Annotated in this window: 16 protein-coding genes; 4 read left to right on the top strand and 12 right to left on the bottom strand. The window is 70.0% G+C overall.

Annotated elements, in window-relative coordinates:
- Positions 1-58 precede the first annotated feature (58 nt).
- Complete coding sequence (locus BJ992_RS05180) at positions 59-997, top strand: hypothetical protein (protein ID WP_184978789.1); 939 nt, start codon at positions 59-61, stop codon at positions 995-997.
- An 8-nt stretch (positions 998-1,005) separates the two neighbouring features.
- On the opposite strand, the gene BJ992_RS05175 is transcribed toward BJ992_RS05180, so the two are convergent.
- The 6 genes from BJ992_RS05175 to BJ992_RS05150 form a co-directional block, all read right to left on the bottom strand.
- A complete protein-coding gene (locus BJ992_RS05175) occupies positions 1,006-1,824 on the bottom strand; it encodes a MerR family transcriptional regulator (protein ID WP_184978788.1) in 819 nt (272 codons plus the stop codon).
- A gap of 71 nt (positions 1,825-1,895) precedes the next feature.
- Positions 1,896-2,606, bottom strand: a complete 711-nt coding sequence (locus BJ992_RS05170) for a siderophore-interacting protein (RefSeq protein ID WP_184978787.1) — start codon at positions 2,604-2,606, stop codon at positions 1,896-1,898.
- Positions 2,607-2,776: 170 nt separating this feature from the next.
- Positions 2,777-4,273, bottom strand: a complete 1,497-nt coding sequence (locus BJ992_RS05165) for a PQQ-dependent sugar dehydrogenase (protein WP_184978786.1) — start codon at positions 4,271-4,273, stop codon at positions 2,777-2,779.
- Positions 4,274-4,485: 212 nt separating this feature from the next.
- Positions 4,486-5,178: an HhH-GDP family DNA glycosylase gene (locus tag BJ992_RS05160; protein ID WP_184978785.1), complete on the bottom strand. Its 693-nt coding sequence runs from the start codon at positions 5,176-5,178 to the stop codon at positions 4,486-4,488.
- A gap of 59 nt (positions 5,179-5,237) precedes the next feature.
- Positions 5,238-7,169, bottom strand: coding sequence for a DNA helicase RecQ (gene recQ / locus BJ992_RS05155; protein ID WP_425503721.1), 1,932 nt, complete (start codon positions 7,167-7,169; stop codon positions 5,238-5,240).
- A 302-nt stretch (positions 7,170-7,471) separates the two neighbouring features.
- On the bottom strand, positions 7,472-7,774 hold the full coding sequence (locus tag BJ992_RS05150; protein ID WP_184978784.1) for a hypothetical protein: 303 nt from the start codon (positions 7,772-7,774) through the stop codon (positions 7,472-7,474).
- 185 nt (positions 7,775-7,959) lie between these two features.
- Here BJ992_RS05150 and BJ992_RS05145 point away from each other — a divergent pair, with 185 nt between their 5' ends.
- The gene (locus tag BJ992_RS05145; RefSeq protein ID WP_221474695.1) at positions 7,960-8,868 is read left to right on the top strand and encodes an aldose 1-epimerase family protein; all 909 of its coding nucleotides are present in this window, start codon (positions 7,960-7,962) and stop codon (positions 8,866-8,868) included.
- Between the two features lie 24 nt (positions 8,869-8,892).
- Entirely contained in the window at positions 8,893-9,903 is a 1,011-nt protein-coding gene (locus BJ992_RS05140; protein WP_246496524.1) for a zinc-dependent alcohol dehydrogenase family protein, read from the top strand.
- Here BJ992_RS05140 and BJ992_RS05135 read toward each other — a convergent pair.
- The 5 genes from BJ992_RS05135 to BJ992_RS05115 all read right to left on the bottom strand — a co-directional run bounded on the left by BJ992_RS05135 (position 9,900) and on the right by BJ992_RS05115 (position 15,497).
- Positions 9,900-10,757 carry an SAM-dependent methyltransferase gene (locus BJ992_RS05135; protein ID WP_343072505.1) on the bottom strand — a complete coding sequence of 286 codons (858 nt, stop codon included), beginning with the start codon at positions 10,755-10,757 and terminating at the stop codon, positions 9,900-9,902. The genes BJ992_RS05140 and BJ992_RS05135 overlap by 4 nt on opposite strands.
- Positions 10,758-10,933: 176 nt before the next feature.
- The gene (locus tag BJ992_RS05130) at positions 10,934-11,377 is read right to left on the bottom strand and encodes an HIT family protein (RefSeq protein ID WP_184978782.1); all 444 of its coding nucleotides are present in this window, start codon (positions 11,375-11,377) and stop codon (positions 10,934-10,936) included.
- A gap of 55 nt (positions 11,378-11,432) precedes the next feature.
- Positions 11,433-12,293, bottom strand: a complete 861-nt coding sequence (locus BJ992_RS05125; protein WP_184978781.1) for a glycosyltransferase — start codon at positions 12,291-12,293, stop codon at positions 11,433-11,435.
- Between the two features lie 136 nt (positions 12,294-12,429).
- Entirely contained in the window at positions 12,430-13,707 is a 1,278-nt protein-coding gene (locus tag BJ992_RS05120) for a glycoside hydrolase family 18 protein (RefSeq protein ID WP_425503642.1), read from the bottom strand.
- Between the two features lie 224 nt (positions 13,708-13,931).
- A complete protein-coding gene (locus BJ992_RS05115; RefSeq protein WP_343072504.1) occupies positions 13,932-15,497 on the bottom strand; it encodes an FAD-dependent oxidoreductase in 1,566 nt (521 codons plus the stop codon).
- Positions 15,498-15,596: 99 nt separating this feature from the next.
- Between BJ992_RS05115 and BJ992_RS05110 the strand changes: the two genes are divergently transcribed.
- On the top strand, positions 15,597-16,250 hold the full coding sequence (locus BJ992_RS05110) for a TetR/AcrR family transcriptional regulator C-terminal domain-containing protein (protein ID WP_184978779.1): 654 nt from the start codon (positions 15,597-15,599) through the stop codon (positions 16,248-16,250).
- Between the two features lie 30 nt (positions 16,251-16,280).
- Here BJ992_RS05110 and BJ992_RS05105 read toward each other — a convergent pair whose 3' ends face one another.
- Complete coding sequence (locus BJ992_RS05105; protein WP_184978778.1) at positions 16,281-16,742, bottom strand: PPOX class F420-dependent oxidoreductase; 462 nt, start codon at positions 16,740-16,742, stop codon at positions 16,281-16,283.
- Between the last annotated feature and the right edge of the window lie 158 nt (positions 16,743-16,900).

Raw genomic sequence — 16,900 nt, 5'->3', positions numbered from 1 at the left:
GACAGTTATTCAGGTAATTCCTACCTTGTATATAGGTAAATAGGCGCGGGAGGCTGCCATGGTGAAGGTTCTCGACCGTCCGGCACTGGAACTCACCCCCGAGCGGGTGCCCGCCGGGCAGCCCGTGATCGTCCGCGGCATGGGGACCGGACTCCCCCGCCTGCTCGCGGTGCTCACCGAAGGACGCGGCGGCGCGTTCACCCGTGACGGCCACGGCCGGGTGGCGTACCTGCCAGGCGGCGGCGAGCCGGTCGTCCTCCTCGGGTCCGGCCGCGGTGTGCCGTACCGCGCCGCCATCCCCTACCCGCTCGCGGCCGGCCCGGTGCCGGCGCCGAGGTTCGCCACCCCCAGGAAGCTGCCGCGCCGGGTCTCCCGGTGGCGGCGCGAGGTGTGGCCCCACGTGGCCAAGGACCTGGCGTACGCCTACTACCACGAGCTGATCAACGGTCATCCCCGCCGCGTCCGCACGACGTGGGACGAGTTCGCCGCCGCGTACGCCGCCGAGGAGTGGGACGGCAAGGAGATGCGCGCACTGATCCGCCGGGCCGTGCCGCGCTTCGCCGACCGCCTCAACCTGAGCCGTGTGGACCGGCCACTCGACGGCATCAAGTTCGGCGACACGGCTGCCCTGCGCCGCTGGATGCACGGCTACCTCGACGCCGACCTCACCCGCCGCACCGACCAGGCGCACAGCGCCGACCTGGCCCTCGCCGTCGCGGCCCGCACCCTGCGCGACACCTTGGGGGACACCCACGGCGACCCCTGGCTCGACGGGTTCACCCGTTTCGTCAACGACGGCCCGCCGCCGGCCTGGCTCCCCCGTCTCCAAGCCCTCGCGGCGGCGGGTGTCGTCGTCTTCCTCGGCGCCGACCTCCAGCTCCGTCCCGACGACCACGGCACCTGGCGCGCCGTCGCCACCACCCTTCCCGGCGGCGTGCAGGCCCATGTCGCGCTGGACGTGCGCGGCATCGTGGAGAAGCAGGAGGAGTACCGCTGACGTCAGGGCTACGCGGGCCCGGTGACGGGTTCCTGCAGCTCGGTCACCCAGTCCGCCGGGTCGCCGTGGCCGTACTGGATGTAGACCTCACGCGCGAAGCCGGTGCTCCGGTAACCGTTCTCCTCGATCCACTTGGCGAGTTGCTGCATGGTGACGTCGACGTCGTGCATCGGGCCGTGGTGGATCGTGGTGGCGGCCCGCTCGATGGGAGGCAGGTCGGCGATGTCGAAGTCGTACTCCTTCACGGGGTCGAGGTTGACGGGGAAGCCCGCGTGGACGCGGACGCCGTCGCCGGTCTGCTCGTAGTAGGCGACGCTCGGGCCGGTGATGGCGAGGCCGGCTGCCTCGATCCGGCTCATCAGCTCCGGGTACAGCGGCTGGATCACCGGCCCGATGTGCTCGGCCGCGTAACTCTCGGCGACCGCGCTCAGCTCGGCGAGCCGCACCGCCGGGACACTCTTGATCACGATGTCGGTCGACACGACACCCTCCGTCTCGATCAGCCGGAGTCTCGCCTCGACCCGGGCCAGCCGCTGGTTGCCGGCCTCGACCTGCGCCGCCAGCTCCGCACGGCGCAACCGCAGCATGCCGTGCAGCTCCTCCGTGCCGACCTTGTCGGTGAGGATCAGCCCCACCTGCTGAAGGGTGAGGCCGAGCTCCTTCAGCGCGATCAGCCGGTTGAGCCGCGACAACTGCGCGGCCTCGTAGTAGCGGTACCCGTTGACCGGGTCCACCCGCGCGGGGTGGAGCAGGCCGAGGGTGTCGTAGTGCCGCAACATGCGCACCGACACCCGCCCGATGCGAGCGAAATCTCCGATGTTGTACATGACGTCCCTGGTCTACGACCTCACACGGTGTCAGGGTCAACCTTGCCAGGCGGGTACGACGACACGGCCGGTCAGTCCATCCCCTTCTTCCCTGGTGACCAGAACGCCTTCACCCGTACCGCCGCGCGCGGCCAGCCCCGCTCGCGCACCAGGTGCCGCAGCACGTCCCGGCAAATCGCCGCCTCACCCGCGACGTAGGCCGTGCCGGGTTCCGCAGGCAGCGGCAGCTCGCGGACCACACCGGCCGGCCCGTCCGGCGTCTCGTCCCGGCTCACCCAGGTCAGCTCACCGGAGCGCGGGACCGGCGGCCGTTCGTCCGCCACGGCGACGGCGCCGAACACACGCTCTCCCTCCGGCAGGGTCCGCAACATGGCGCCGAACGCCGGCGCCGCCGTCTCGTCCCCTGCAAACAGGTGGTACGGCGAACCGTCGCGCAGCACCAGCCGTCCCTCCGGCCTGGTCAGCATCACGCGCTGACCGGCGGCGGCCTGCCGTCCCCACCGTGCTCCGGGCCCGGCCGCCTCGTGATCGAGCACGCACACGTCCAGCGCGCCGGCCGGGTCGTACCGCCAGACCGAGTAGCTGCGCAACACATCACGAAACCCGCTCAGCACGGCACGCGTGGACAACACGTCCCCCACTTTGAGCCGGACGTGCTGTCCCGGCACCCAGTCGAGCCCACGCAGCGCCGGACCGGCGATCCGCACCCGCCGCATGCGCGGGGTGAGCGGCTCGCACTCCTCGACCGTCCCCGACAGCAGCAGACGTTCCAGGACGTTCATGGGCCGGTCCTCGCGAGATCTCCGTTGTTCATGCGGCCACGATTAGGGGCAATCCGCGCATGAAGTCAAGCCCTGCTCTCACCGGTTCCCGGCATGAGTGGGCCGCGGGTGCGGAGCTGGTCAGGAGCTCGACGCACCCGCGGCCCTTTCGGGGGGTGTCCCGCGGGGTCCTACGCGGCGGTGCAGGTCACGTTGGCAGGCACCCCGTTGGTGCTACCGGAGAAGGTGCCGTTGAAGCCCAGCGTGGTGGAGGTGCCGGGTGCCAGGTTCGCGTTCCAGTTGGCGGGGCGGATCGTCACGTTGCCGCCGGACTGGGTGAAGGTGCCGCTCCACAGCTGGCTGATGGTCTGGCCGTTGGGGAAGGTGAACGTGACGGTCCAGGAGGTGATGGCGGCCGTGCCGCTGTTGCGCACGGTCACGTCGGCCTGGAAGCCGTTGTTCCACTGGTTGACCACCCGGTAGGTCGCGGCGCAGCCACGGCCGGTCGTCGGCGTCACAGTGGGGGTCACAGTGGGGGTCACAGTGGGGGTCACGGTGGGGGTGACCGTCGGGGTCACGGTCGGCGTCACCGTGGGGGTCGGCGTCGGGGTGGGCTGCACGCCGGTCGGGGGGATGCGCAGGACGCGGTCGTCGGCGGCGACCGGCTGGCCACGGCCGTCGCGGTTGCTCGTGGTCAGCCACAGCCAGCCGTCGGGGCCGACCGCGACGGACCGGATGCGGCCGTACTGGCCCTGCAGCTCGGCCACCGGGGTGCCGGCGCCGCCTGAGCCGTTCAGCGGGACCGTCCACAGGCGGGTGCCGCGCAGCGCGCCGACGAACAGCGTGTTGTTGGCGTACGCCAGGCCGCTCGGGGACGCCTCGGCGGTCGTCCAGATCACGATGGGGTCGCGGAATTGCGCGTTGTTGCAGCGGCCCTCACAGGTCGGCCAGCCGTAGTTGCCACCCGCGACGATCTGGTTGACCTCGTCGTAGGTGTTCTGGCCGAACTCGGCCGCGTACATGCGGCCCTGCGCGTCCCAGGCCAGCCCCTGCGGGTTGCGGTGACCGTAGCTGTACACCAGCGAGTTCGCGAACGGGTTGCCGGACGGCACCCCGCCGGTCGGCGTCATCCGCAGGATCTTGCCGGCCAGGGAGTTGACGTTCTGCGCGTTCGCCGTGTTCGCCGCGTCACCGGTGCTGAGGTACAGCATGCCGTCCGGCCCGAACGCCAGCCGGCCACCGTCGTGGTTGCTCGCCTTCGGCACCCCCGTCAGCAGCACCTGCGGCGACCCCGGCGCGCTCAGCCGGAACCGGATCAGCCGGTTGTCACTGGCCGCGGTGTAGTAGGCGTACACCCACTGGTCACTCGCGTACGTCGGCGACACCGCGAGCCCGAGCAGCCCCGCCTCCCCCTGCGCCACGACCCCGGACACGGTCGCCACCGCCGTGGCCGCCGACCCCGGCCGTATCTGCAGAACGCGTCCGGAGTTGCGCTCACCGACCAGCGCGCTCCCGTCCGGCAGGAACGCCATCCCCCACGGCACAGTGAGCCCCGACGCGACCTGCTGCACGCGGCCGTAGTCGAACCCACCGATCAACGCACCCGCCGACTGCGGGTTGACCAGCACCACGACCGCGGTGACGACCGAGGCCCAGAACGCGAGTATCAAGGTCAAGCGTTTCCGCATCGTGAACTCCCCGGCCGATCTGAATGGTCGCCACTCCGTCAGTTGCCCGAATTCACGCACCGTATATATCGGACATCCACCCCAGCAACGACGTCCCTCCCCACAGAGAGACCGCCTCGCATCTGACCTGCGTTGTCAGGACCGTCCCACCGACCCGGAAGCCTGGAGGACGCGAAACTTTCAGTAATCACCGGCTGAGCGCCGCCGGCCCTTCAGGACCCCGACGCGGTTTGAGCGGCGGCCTCTTCTTTCACGTTCTCGGCGGCCTGCTTGTCCAGTGCGACGCGGACCAGCGCGGCGGTGAATCTGGCCAGGCACTTGTCGGAGCAGGCGCGGGCCGCCAGGGCCGCGAGGGTCTCGGGGCGGTGCGGCAGGCCGAGTCGGCGGGCCCCGTCGAGGACCTTCCTGTCCAGGTACGGCGCGACCTGGGGCCATACCCCCTGCACCTCACGCAGGAAGATGTCGGCCCCCACCGGACCGATCCCGGGGAAAGCCGTCAGCAACCCCCTGATCGCGTCGGCGTCCCCCCGGCCCTCGTCCCGCAGTTCCCGCAGATCGCCGTGCCAGCGCTCGTTGAGCAGCGCGGCCCCGTCCCCCAGCATGGTCGCGGTCCGCTCGTCGTACCGCCGGTAATGTCCCCGTCCGAGCGCGTCCACCCGGTCCTGCCACCCGGACCCCGCCATGCCGTCCGGCGTGCCGTACCCCGCCTCGAACAGCTCGCGCGCCGCCGCCACCGCGATGTCGGACGAGATGCGCGCGCTCAGCAACGTCGCCACCACCAGCAGCCGGTACAACGCCGCAGGACGGTCGGCGAGGCCGACCCCCGCCTCCTCAGCGTACGTCCGTCCGTATCGATCAAGCAGCACCCTGACCACGGCCTCATGCTGCCCCGATTTATCGGCCATGCCGTGTTGCTACCCCCACTCCGTGCACCCACGCCGGCCGAACGCCGGTGGCGGCCACCCTAGGCGTTCTCCGGGGTCTCCTCGGGTTCCTCGCCGGCCAGCAGGGTGAGGATCTGCTCACCGTACTTGGCCAGTTTGGCTTCGCCGACGCCGTTGACCTCGCTCAGAGCGGCGAGCGAGGTGGGTGCGGCGGCGGCGATCTCGCGGAGGGTGGCGTCGTGGAAGATGACGTACGCGGGGACGCTCTGCTCGCGGGCCATGGCGGCGCGCCAGGCGCGGAGGCGTTCGAACACGGGGACGGCGTGCTCGGGGAGCTCCACCGGAGCGCGGCGGGGTTTGGGAGAGGACGGGGTGGATCGGTCGGTGTGGGAGGGCTCGGTGGCGCGGGGACGGGAGGAGTCGGATCTGGAGGTGGCGGGGAGGCGGTCGGGGTCCTGGCGGAGCATCACCTGGCGGCGGCGGCCGAGGACTTCCTGGCTGGCGTCGGTGAGGATCAGCGTGCCGTAGTCGCCTTCCACGCCGAGGAGGCCTTGGGAGAGGAGCTGGCGGACGGTCGCGCGCCATTGGGCTTCGGTGAGGTCGGTGCCGACGCCGAAGACGGTGAGTTTGTCGTGGCCGAACTGGGTGACCTTGGGGGTGAGGCGGCCGAGCAAGATGTCGATGATCTGGCCGGCGCCGAACTTCTGGCGGCGTTCGTGGTGGAGGCGCCAGATGGTGGACAGCAGTTTCTGCGCGGCGATCGTGCCGTCCCACGACTTCGGCGGGTTCAGGCACGTGTCGCAGTTGCCGCAGGAACCTTCGACTTTCTGGCCGAAGTAGGCCAGCAGGCCGGCTCTGCGGCACTCGACGGTCTCGCACAGGGCCAGCATGGCGTCCAGGTGGACGGCGAGGCGGCGGCGGTGCGCGGCGTCGCCTTCGGAGGTGTCGATGAGCCGCCGCTGCTGCACGACGTCCTGCAGGCCGTACGCCAGCCACGCGGTGGACGGCAGACCGTCGCGGCCGGCGCGGCCGGTCTCCTGGTAGTAGCCCTCGACGGACCTCGGCAGGTCGAGGTGTGCGACGAAACGCACGTCGGGTTTGTCGACCCCCATGCCGAACGCGATGGTGGCCACCATCACGATGCCGTCCTCACGCAGGAAACGCGACTGGTTGGCGGCGCGCGTGGCGGCGTCGAGGCCGGCGTGGTACGGCAGGGCCTGGATGCCGTTGTCCACCAGGAACTGCGCCGTCTTGTCGACCGAGGTGCGCGACAGGCAGTAGACGATGCCGGCGTCCCCCTCGTGCTCGGTGCGCAGCAGTTTCAGAAGCTGCCGCTTCGGCTCGTTCTTGGGGACGATGCGGTACTGGATGTTGGGCCGGTCGAAATCGGCGACGAAGTGGCGTGCGTCCTCCAGCTTGAGCCGGGTCGCGATCTCGGCCCGGGTCGCCTCGGTCGCGGTGGCCGTCAGCGCGACCCGCGGCACCGCGGGCCAGCGCTCGTGCAGCGCGGACAGCGCCAGGTAGTCGGGCCGGAAGTCGTGGCCCCACTGCGCCACGCAGTGCGCCTCGTCGATGGCGAACAGCGACACCTCACCCCGGTCAAGCATGCGCGCCGTCGCCTCGGTGCGCAGCCGCTCCGGCGCGAGGTACAGCAGGTCGAGCTCTCCGGCGACGAACGCGGCCTCGACGACCCGCCGCGTCTCGGGGTCCTGCGTGGAGTTGAGGAACCCGGCCCGCACCCCGACGGCGTTCAGCGCGTCGACCTGGTCCTGCATGAGCGCGATGAGCGGCGACACCACCACCCCGGTGCCTTGCCGCACCAGCGCGGGGATCTGGTAGCACAGCGACTTGCCGCCACCGGTCGGCATGAGCACCAGCGCGTCCCCGCCGTCCACCAGGTGGTCGATGATCTCCTGCTGGCTGCCGCGGAAGTCGCTGTAGCCGAAGACCCGCCGCAGCACCCCGATGGCGTCACGCGGCGCGTCCCGGCCGCCGAACAGCTCTTCGTACACCCCCGGCCCGGAGAGCGCGGCCGGTGTGGCCGCCGGGCCGTCGTCGTGCCAGTCGTCGTCCGCCTGCCACGACTCCTCCGGCAGCGGAGCGTCGTCCCAGTCGGGAAACGGGAAATCGTCCTCGGGGGTGCTCACCGGCCGATTCTATGAGGACCGCGAGAGTTACGCCGGGGCTCGCGAGTGACCTGTGGACAACTTGTGGCCGATGACGTTCACACAGGTCGCCGACCGGGATGACCGTGTCCTGTTCAGTCGCGTCCCGGCCGGCGACGGCGTCAGGGACGGACGCCATCAGGACCGGTTCAGAACACTCTGCCGGTGACGTACTCGGCGAGCGCCACGGCGGCCCCCGGCACGTCCCCCACCGGGTGCCGCTTCTCGGCGGACTGCCACGAGAAGTAGCCCCCGCCGTACCCGACGAACACCCACACCGGCGGCCCGGCGCCGGGGCAGCGCACCGTCAGGGCCGGCATCTCCTCGTGCAGGTCGGCCCGCATGCCGAGCCGCTCCAGCGAGTCACGCAGCCTCGACAGCTTGGCCCGCTCCCCGGGCTCCTGCGGCTCCCCGCCCTCGTCACCCAGCGCTCGCGTCGTCATCGCGTCCACGTCGCCTCCAGCCGTGCTCCTTCCAGGTGAACACCCGTCCCCCCACATCGGTCACCCCAGCACCGCCCCACATGTGATCGCGTAGGTCCCCCTAGGTCCGGCATCGTCCCCGGATGGTGATCTATCCACATCGACGCCGGGTAACCTGGAACGTTCGTCCGGACCCTGTGGTGTTGAATTGCCTGATGACGATCATCGCGCCTACCGGCACACAGCACACCATCACGGCCGGCGGCCTGCGTGCCGTGGTCACCGAGGTCGGAGCGGGTCTGCGTGAGCTCACCCACGAGGGACGGCCCCTTGTCCTCGGGTACGGCGAGAGCGAGACGCCGTTCGGCTCGGCGGGCCTGCCGCTGCTGCCGTGGCCGAACCGCATCGAGGACGGGAAATACGACTTCGACGGCCAGACCCGGCAACTGGCGATCACCGAGCCGAAGTTCGGCAACGCCTCGCACGGCCTGACCCGCACCCTGCCGTGGCGCGCCGAGACCCACGAGGAGTCGTCGATCCGGCTCGGCCTGCGGCTGTTCCCCCAGCCCGGCTACCCGCACATCCTGGACCTCGGGGTGACCTACACCCTGGACCCGTCCGGCCTGACCGTGGAGTTCGACGCGCACAACCTCGGCGGCTCCGACGCGCCGTACGGCTTCGGCGCGCACCCCTACCTCACCCTCGGCGGCCCGGTGGACGACGCCGTGCTGGAGCTGCCGGCGTCCCGGTGGCTGTCGGTGGACGAACGCAAGATCCCCGTCGCGGGCCACGACGTCGACGGCACGCCGTACGACTTCCGCACCCCGCGGCCCGTCGGCGGCACGGCCCTGGACACGGCGTTCACCGGCCTCACCCCCGGCCCCGACGGGGTGGTGCGGGTCCGCCTCACCGGCGGGTCGCACGGCGTGGAGCTGTGGGCCGGCGAGGGGGTCCGCTGGCTCCAGCTCTTCACCGGCGACGCGCTGCCGGGGCCGTACCGCCGCGCGGGCCTCGCGGTCGAGCCGATGAGCTGTCCCCCGAACGCCTTCCGCACCGGTGAGGACGTCATCAGGATCGCGCCGGGGACGCGGACCGGCCACCGGTGGGGTATCCGTCCCCTGTGACCCGGCCCGTGTGATCATGGAGTCATGGCGGACACGATGACCGCGTGGGTCGTGACCGACCCCGGCCCCATGCGCACCGGCCCCCTCAAGCGGGTACGGCTCCCCGTCCCCGGCCCCGAGGCGGGTGAGGTGCTGGTGAGGGTCGAGGTGTGCGCGGTCTGCCGCACCGACCTGCACCTGGCCGAAGGCGACCTGCCGCCGCGCCGTCGCGGCACCGTACCCGGCCACGAGGTGGTGGGCCGCGTGGTCGCGCACGGCCTCGGCACCCGGCTTCCGCTCGGCACGCGCGTCGGCGTGCCGTGGCTGCACTCCACGTGCGGCGAGTGCCGGTACTGCCGGCGCGGCACCGAGAACCTGTGTCCTTACTCGCGGTACACCGGCTGGGACGTCGACGGCGGCTACGCCGAGTTCGTCACCGCGCGCGAGGACTACGTCTACCCGCTGCCGGAGGGCCCCGCCGACGCGCTGGCCCCTTTGCTGTGCGCCGGCATCATCGGCTACCGCGCCTTGGTGCGCGCCGACCTTCCGCGAGGCGGCCGGCTCGGCGTGTACGGCTTCGGCGCCTCCGCGCACCTCACCGCGCAGGTCGCGATGGCGCAAGGCGCCACGGTGCACGTGCTCACCCGTTCGGCCAAGGCCCGTGAGCTGGCGCTCGAACTCGGCGCCGCCTCGGCCGGCGACGCCGACGACTCCCCACCCGAGCCGCTGGACGCCGCCGTCCTGTTCGCACCGGTAGGCGACCTCGTGCCGGTGGCACTGCGGGCCCTGGACCGCGGCGGCACGCTGGCCGTCGCCGGCATCCACCTCAGCGACATCCCGGTGCTGAACTACGAAAGCGACCTGTTCTACGAACGCACCCTGCGCAGCGTCACCGCCAACACCCGCGCCGACGGCCAGGCCTTCCTCGGCCTGGCCGTCCGGCACCCGCCGGCCGTCACCACGACGCCGTACCCGTTCGACCGCGCCGACGAGGCCCTCGCGGACCTGGCGGCCGACCGGGTGAACGGCGCAGCGGTGCTGCGGATCGGCGGCTAGGCCTTACGCGCCAGTCCGCCGTAGTACGTGTGGTACAGCAGCGCGTTCCTGACCGCGAGGTCCGGCTCGGCACGCCACTCGGGAAGCGGCACGAGTCCCGGTTCGAGGACCTCGAAGTCGCCGAAGTACTCGGTGATCTCCTCGCGGGTGCGCCAGCGGCCGGTGCCGAGGTTCTCGTTGAAGACCTTCTCGACCGTCGCGGCCTGCTGGGACGCCGCGGGGTCCACGTCACCGGGGTTGCAGAAGTGCGACACCGCCACGAAGCTGCCGGACACCAGCGGCGCGCGCAGCGTGGCGGCCACCCCCTTCGGGTCCTCGGCGTCGTTCAGGTGGTGCAGGATGCTCAGCAGCAGCAGCCCCACCGGCTGGCTGAAGTCGATGAAGTCGCGCACCTGCTCGTGGTCCAGGATCGCCTGCGGCTCACGCGCGTCGGCCTGGATGACCGTCGTGCTGCCGTTGGTCGCGAGCAGCGCTCGTCCGTGGACCAGCACCATGGGGTCGTTGTCGACGTAGACGACCTTGGCCGCGGGGTCCACCTGCTGCGCCACCTGGTGCACGTTGCCCTGGGTGGGAAGGCCGGAACCGATGTCGATGAACTGCCTGACCCCCGCCTCGGCCGCCATGTGGTACACGACCCGCTGCAGGAACTCACGGTTCTGCTGGCCGGCCTCCTTGGCGCCGGGGGAGATCTTCAGCGCCATCTCGGCGACCTGGCGGTCGATGGCGAAATTGTCCTTCCCACCGAGGAACCAGTCGTAGACCCTGGCGATGCTGGGCTTCGTCGTGTCGATCTCCGGGGGAAGCGGATCGGTCTTCGGCTTCGCCCAGTCCCAACCCTCGCCGTGCTCGGACACCTCGCCCATCCTTGCTCCGATCGAAGGCCCCGCTTGATCGCGGGGAACTGGGCCTGATAATAACCCCGGAGCACCCCTCAAAGAGGTATGTACCGATAACGAGTCATCAACCTCACGTATAGCCACTCTCACCCGTTATCTTCTTACAGCCCAAAGAAACCCCACAAAATACGCATTCATCCACGTATCGGTAGTCGCGGCCCTATCGAGGACATGGCCTCCCGCAGCAACCACGCCTCACGGTCCAGCAGCCTGCGCTCCCTCGGCTCGCAGTCCGCGTCGATCACGAAGTCGTCGTCGGCGAACCTCGGGAACACATGCATGTGCGCATGAGAACCCTCGACGTCCTCAAGCAGCATGTTCACCGCGTCGCACCGCAACCCGCAACGCCGCAACCCCCGCGCCACCCGCCGCGCCGTACACCACAGCCGCGCGCCGAGCTGGTCGTCCAGGTCCTCGAGCGAGGACCCGTGCCGCCGCACCACCACCAGCGTGTGGCCGGGATTCACCGGATGAGAGTCCATCACCACCATGAGGCCGTCGTCCTGCCACACCAGGCTGACCTCCGCCGTTCCGGAAGCCACCTCGCAGAACACGCAGCCGTCCCCCGAATGCTCCATGTCCCCATAATCCACCTGACCAGGGAAAACCTGACACCCCCCCTGGCCAGACCCGCTATCCGCCGTCCCGGCCGGCCGTCTCCGCGCGCCGCACCTCCGACTCGACCTCTCCAGGCAGGCGCCGTCGCGCCGAGATCGCGTGCGGCAGTCGCCTGAGCGCGCTCAGCATCGCCGACCGCGCGTCCGGATCGGCCCACATACGGCCCGCGACCCGTAGCGTCTCCCGCAGCGCGACCCGGCCGGGCCGCCGCAACCACGCCGTCAGCAACGCGTTGCGCAGCTCCAGCCGCCGCCTGCCGGACGCCACCGGACGCCGCTTCGAGGGCTCGTGCACCGCCACCACCTCCGGCACATACCTGCGCTCCCACCCGAGCGCCGCCAGGTCGTACGCCACGAGCTGCTCCTCACCGGCGAAGAACAGCAGGTCGTTGAACCCGCCGGCCTCAAGGAACGCCTGCCGCCGCACGATCGCGCCGCACGCCAGGAACCCCATCACCGGCGACCCGTCACCGAGGTCGTCGTTGACCGGATCCGACGCACGCGCACGTCCCACCAGCAGCCGCGCCGCGATCAACCCGAGCCGCGGCTCGGCGTCGAAGAGCATCGCCGCCTTGTCCAGCGACCCCGGCTCCCACCAGGAGTCGTCATCACAGAACGCCACATACGGCGTGGTGGCCGCCTGTACCCCGACATTGCGCGCGGCGGCGCCGTGATTGCGTCCCAGCCTGATCAGCTCGACGCCGGGGAACCGCTCCGCCACATCGTCCGGAGTCCCGTCCAGCGAGCCGTTGTCCACCACGATCACATGCGGCCGTTCCGGAAGATCCGTCAGCCGCTTCAGCGTCCTCAGCAGTTCCGTGCGCCGGTCCCTGGTGGCGATGACCACGCTGACCGTTCCACCCCAGGGAGTCCCCACTCTTCCCCCCTTGCGTGCTTTCCTACCACCTGCCCATAGCCCGCACTGCCCGTCCCAAACCCTTCTCAACCTTTCGGGAAACGAGGTGTGGCCCGCCGGCTCGTCCGGCCCGGCGGGCCACACCTCGCGAAATCCGTCAGCGCAGCACGCTGTACAGGGCCGATGTGAGCGACGCCTTGCCGTCGTCCCCGTCGATCGACCACATCATCGACCCACCGAGCCCGTGCAACCTGATGTACGCCGCCTTGGCCACCAGGGTCGCCGGGTCGTCGTACGACCAGAACTCGTTACCGTCGTACAGCCACTGCGTGCCGGTCAGCACGTCGTGGTAACGCCGGCCCGGCTTGCCGGCGAGCACCTTGTAGTCCTCGTTCCCCGCGGCCCACGTCCCCGGCGCCGGCCCCGCCGCCGCCTGGTACAGCCCATGCGCCACCGGCCCCACCCCGGTCCAGCCCTGACCGTACGCCGGCACCCCCACGACGATCTTCTTCGCCGGCGCTCCCCGCGTGAGATACGCCTTCACCGTCGCGTCCACGCTGTACCTCACCGGATTCGGATCCCTGCGATCGGTGAACAGGTTCCCGTTGTGCCCCGTACGGCTCTCCCACGTGCCGTGCAGGTCATACCCCTGCACGGTGGCGAAGTCGAGCTGACCGAACACCTGCCGCACCTCGAACCCCGCGTCGATCTTCGCCTCGGCGGCCGGCAGGAACGCAGTGAGCTGCGCCTTGGCGTCGAAGGCCCGCATCTGCCGCCGCAGCTCGGTCACGAACAACGTGAAGTTCCGCTTGTCCTCCGGCCTGATGACGTTGCCGACGTCCCCGTCCGACCCCGGCCACTCCCAGTCCAGGTCGATCCCGTCAAACACCCCCGCGCCGGCCCCCGCGGGAAGCCCCGGCAGGTTCCCCTTCAGCCAGAGATCCACACAGGACGCCGCCAGCCTGCCGCGCGCCTCGGCCGTCAGCACCGCGTCCGAGAAGTTCTTCGACCCCGTCCATCCGCCGAGCGAGATCAGCACCTTGAGCTTCGGATACTTGGCCTTGAGCTTCTTGAGCTGGTTGAGGTTCCCGTTCAGCGCCTGACCCGGAGCGTCCGCGACCCCGTCCACACTCTGCTCGGCGGGTACCGGCCGCTGCCAGTCGGCCCAGGCGTCGAACGAGACACACGTCCCCTCCGCCCCGACGTTCCCGAACGCGTAGTTGACGTGCGTGAGCTTCTTGGCCGCACCACTCACGTCCATATCCCTGACGTGGTAGTTCCGTCCGTAGATTCCCCACTGGATGAAGTAGGCGACCCGCTTGAACCGGTCACCCCCGTCGCTCGGGCCGGCCGACGCCTGAGCCGGAACGGCCACCGCGCCGAGTCCGGCGGCCAGCACCGCCGCCGTAAGAAGATGCAGGAAGGGTCGTCGCACGGCCATCTCCACTGTGAAGGGGTGCATTTCATAGGAAAGTTTCCTATTAGTTCTGACGGATCGTAGATCCCCGATTCGACCCCGTCAATAGACCCGCAAGCAGCCTGGACGTCCGCCGCCTTCCCTCCAAGGCCGTCACGCGACCGGACGTCCACCACCCCACCCGGCCACCGAACCACGCGGCCGGACCAACGAGAAGCCCCGGCGTCCGCGACCCCTCGTCCTCATCCGGCCATGACACTCACCGGCGCACCGAACCACACCGTCAGCGCCTCCCGAAGCCCTTCGACGTCCGTCACCGTCCCGTCCGCGGCCCACGCGATGTGTCCGTCCGGCCGGATCAGGACAGCCCCCGGCGCCGCCACCCGTCCCACCCCGGGAATCCCCCACGTCCGCGCCGTCCCCCTGGCCCGCACCAGCTCGACCCGGTCACCCCACCCGGCCACGTCCACATCACCGAGCCCCCCGAGATCGAGCACCACCCCCCGACCCGACCGCAGCAACGCGAACGCCGGCTCCGGCGCACCCCCCTCCCCCCGGAGCAGATCGACATCCGGCATCCGGCACCCCGCGAGCACATGCCCCGCGCTCGGGTACCGCACGTCCAGCGCCGACACCATCCCCCCGAGCAGATCGTTCACCTCCCCGGCCCGCAGGACGTCCGCCATCAGCTCCCGCAACGCACCCGTCTGCGCGTCCGGCCGCGACAACGCCGACTGGGCCCGCGTGTTGTGCAGAACCCGAGCCCCCACCGGATGCCGTTCCGCGTGATAGGTGTCCAGCAGCCCGTCGGACACCTCCCCCCGCACCACCGCCGCCAGCTTCCACCCCAGGTTCACCGCGTCCTGCACCCCCAGATTGAGCCCCTGACCCCCCGCGGGAAAGTGCACGTGCGCCGCGTCCCCCGCCAGGAGCACCCTCCCCACCCGGTACCGATCCACCTGCCGCGCCGCGTCCCCGAACCGCGACAACCACCGCGGCCGGCGCATCCCGAAGTCCGTCCCCGCGATCTTCAGACAGGCCTGCCGCAGCGTCTCCAACGTCACCGGCTCATCCCGCCGAGCCACCCGGTCGTACTCCGTGGTGATCACCCGATACCACCCCGGCTCGAAACTCAGCACCCCCACCGTCCCGTGCTCATACCGCTCCTGGAACATCGGCCACGCAGGCGGCTCCGCCAGCTCCACATCCCCCAGCAGCGCTGTCAGCGTCGCCTCGGTCCCCGAAAACCCCACCCCCGCCAGCTTCCGCACCGCACTCCTCCCCCCGTCGCACCCCACCAGATAGCGACCTCGGATCCACTCCCCTTCGTGCCTCCGCGAATCGATCCCCCCAGCCTCCCCCTGCACACTCCCCCCGTCGTCCTGCCTCTCTCCGTACACCACCTGCACGTCCACCCCACCGTCGTCCTGCCGCAGCCCGACGACCTCCACCGGCCGCCGAAGACGAACCCCGAGTTCCAGCGCGCGCTCCTCCAGCAACTTCTCGATCCGCGTCTGAAGCAGCATCAACAGATAGGGATATCGCGTTGCGAACCCGCTCAGATCCAGCGGCAACGCCGAGAAGTGAGCCCCCGGCATGGCCCGTCCCTGCGCCAGGAACGGCGCCAGCCACCCCCGCTGATCGAGCACCTCCATGGTCCGCGCGTGCATCCCCCCGGCCCGCGACTCCCCCGTCTCCCGCGACCCCCGCCGCTCCAGCACCAGCACATCCACCCCCGCGAGCCGCAGCTCACAGGCCAGCATGAGCCCCGTGGGCCCACCCCCGACGACAACGACCTCTGCCTCCACGACAGCCTCCTTAACGCCGTTAAACTCTAACGTCGTTAAGGATTACCCGAACACCGTTAAGCTGTCAACCGCACACCCCACCCACCTGGAGCACCAGCAATGAAGATCAACCGCGAAGCCATAGCCCGAGCAGCCCTGACCCTGCTCAACGAAACCGGCCTAGAGGGCCTGACCATGCGCCTGCTCGCCAAGTCCCTGAACGTCCAGGCCCCAGCCCTCTACTGGCACATCAAGAACAAACAAGAACTCCTGGACGCCATGGCCACCATCATCTCCGTGGTAGCCACCGAGTCCCTCCCCTTGGACACCATCTCCCCCGAGAAGGGCACCCCCTTCTGGCAGACCTGGCTCCACACCTGGGCCCAGGCCCTCCGCACCACCCTCCTCACCTACCGAGACGGCGCCAGGGTGGTAGCAGGCACCTACGTCACCCACCCCGCCATAACCACCCATTTGGAAACCACGCTCCGCATCCTCGAAGACGCCGGCTTCCCCCCCGACAAGTCAGCCCAAGCCCTCTCCCTGGTCCTCCACTACACAATCGGCCACACCATCGAAGAACAAGCAAGACAAGGCCACCCCTACCCACCCGACCAAAACCCGTACGCCACCCCAACTTCCCCGACAACTCCCACCCGCCACCCAAGAACCACCCAGGCCCTGAACTACCTCTCCACCACAGACCCCACCGACCAGTTCGACCAGTCCCTGAACACCATCCTCACCGGCCTGAAATCAACCCTACCGACCTGACGTCCCTCCCCCTCAGACCTCCACCCGGCCCTACCCCAACCGAGCTGGAAACCCCCCAGTAGCCACCGGCCCCCAACGAGTAGGCGTAACCCGAATCAACGACTTCCCCTGCCGCACCATGGCAGCCCGATAGTCGTCCCAATCCGGATGCTCCCCCGAGATCACCCGAAAGTACTCAACCAACGGCTCCAAAGCCTCCGGCATATCAAGCACCTCAGCCATCCCATCCACCTGCACCCAGGCCCCACCAAAGTCATCCGACAGCACAACCACACTCACCCGCGGCTCCCGCCGAGCATTGACCACCTTGGCCCGCTCCGGGTATGACGACACCACGATCCGTCCCTCCCCATCCACCCCACAGGTGACGGGAGACCCCTGCGGCATCCCATCCCTCCGCAAGGTCAGCAGGATCGCCTGATGCCGCTCACGAACGAAGTCGAGCAGCTCTTCCCGGGTGACCATGTGGTTCGTCGCAATCTTCGGACTCATGCCCCCACACTACGACGACCGTTGTGTCTCCACGGCGTCACTCAACTCCATCCCCAACGGACGCTCCCGATCCCCGTCCCGATGGGCAGGACACTCTCCGGCCAACTACATGACCTGCCTCATGCACTCACGACCGCTCAAGAGACCTGGTGCGCATC

The sequence above is a fragment of the Sphaerisporangium rubeum genome, from assembly GCF_014207705.1.
Classification (GTDB): domain Bacteria; phylum Actinomycetota; class Actinomycetes; order Streptosporangiales; family Streptosporangiaceae; genus Sphaerisporangium; species Sphaerisporangium rubeum.
Note: the sequence above shows the minus strand (reverse complement) of the source record. Positions and strands in the feature narration are given on the sequence as shown.

What these genes read in the sequence shown, in the direction of transcription:
- BJ992_RS05180 (WP_184978789.1), top strand. Translation starts at nt 59, where the DNA reads ATGGTGAAGGTTCTCGACCGTCCGGCACTGGAACTCACCCCCGAGCGG.
- BJ992_RS05175 (WP_184978788.1), bottom strand. Translation starts at nt 1,824, where the DNA reads ATGTACAACATCGGAGATTTCGCTCGCATCGGGCGGGTGTCGGTGCGC.
- BJ992_RS05170 (WP_184978787.1), bottom strand. Translation starts at nt 2,606, where the DNA reads ATGAACGTCCTGGAACGTCTGCTGCTGTCGGGGACGGTCGAGGAGTGC.
- BJ992_RS05165 (WP_184978786.1), bottom strand. Translation starts at nt 4,273, where the DNA reads ATGCGGAAACGCTTGACCTTGATACTCGCGTTCTGGGCCTCGGTCGTC.
- BJ992_RS05160 (WP_184978785.1), bottom strand. Translation starts at nt 5,178, where the DNA reads ATGGCCGATAAATCGGGGCAGCATGAGGCCGTGGTCAGGGTGCTGCTT.
- BJ992_RS05145 (WP_221474695.1), top strand. Translation starts at nt 7,960, where the DNA reads ATGACGATCATCGCGCCTACCGGCACACAGCACACCATCACGGCCGGC.
- BJ992_RS05140 (WP_246496524.1), top strand. Translation starts at nt 8,893, where the DNA reads ATGGCGGACACGATGACCGCGTGGGTCGTGACCGACCCCGGCCCCATG.
- BJ992_RS05130 (WP_184978782.1), bottom strand. Translation starts at nt 11,377, where the DNA reads ATGGAGCATTCGGGGGACGGCTGCGTGTTCTGCGAGGTGGCTTCCGGA.
- BJ992_RS05110 (WP_184978779.1), top strand. Translation starts at nt 15,597, where the DNA reads ATGAAGATCAACCGCGAAGCCATAGCCCGAGCAGCCCTGACCCTGCTC.
- BJ992_RS05105 (WP_184978778.1), bottom strand. Translation starts at nt 16,742, where the DNA reads ATGAGTCCGAAGATTGCGACGAACCACATGGTCACCCGGGAAGAGCTG.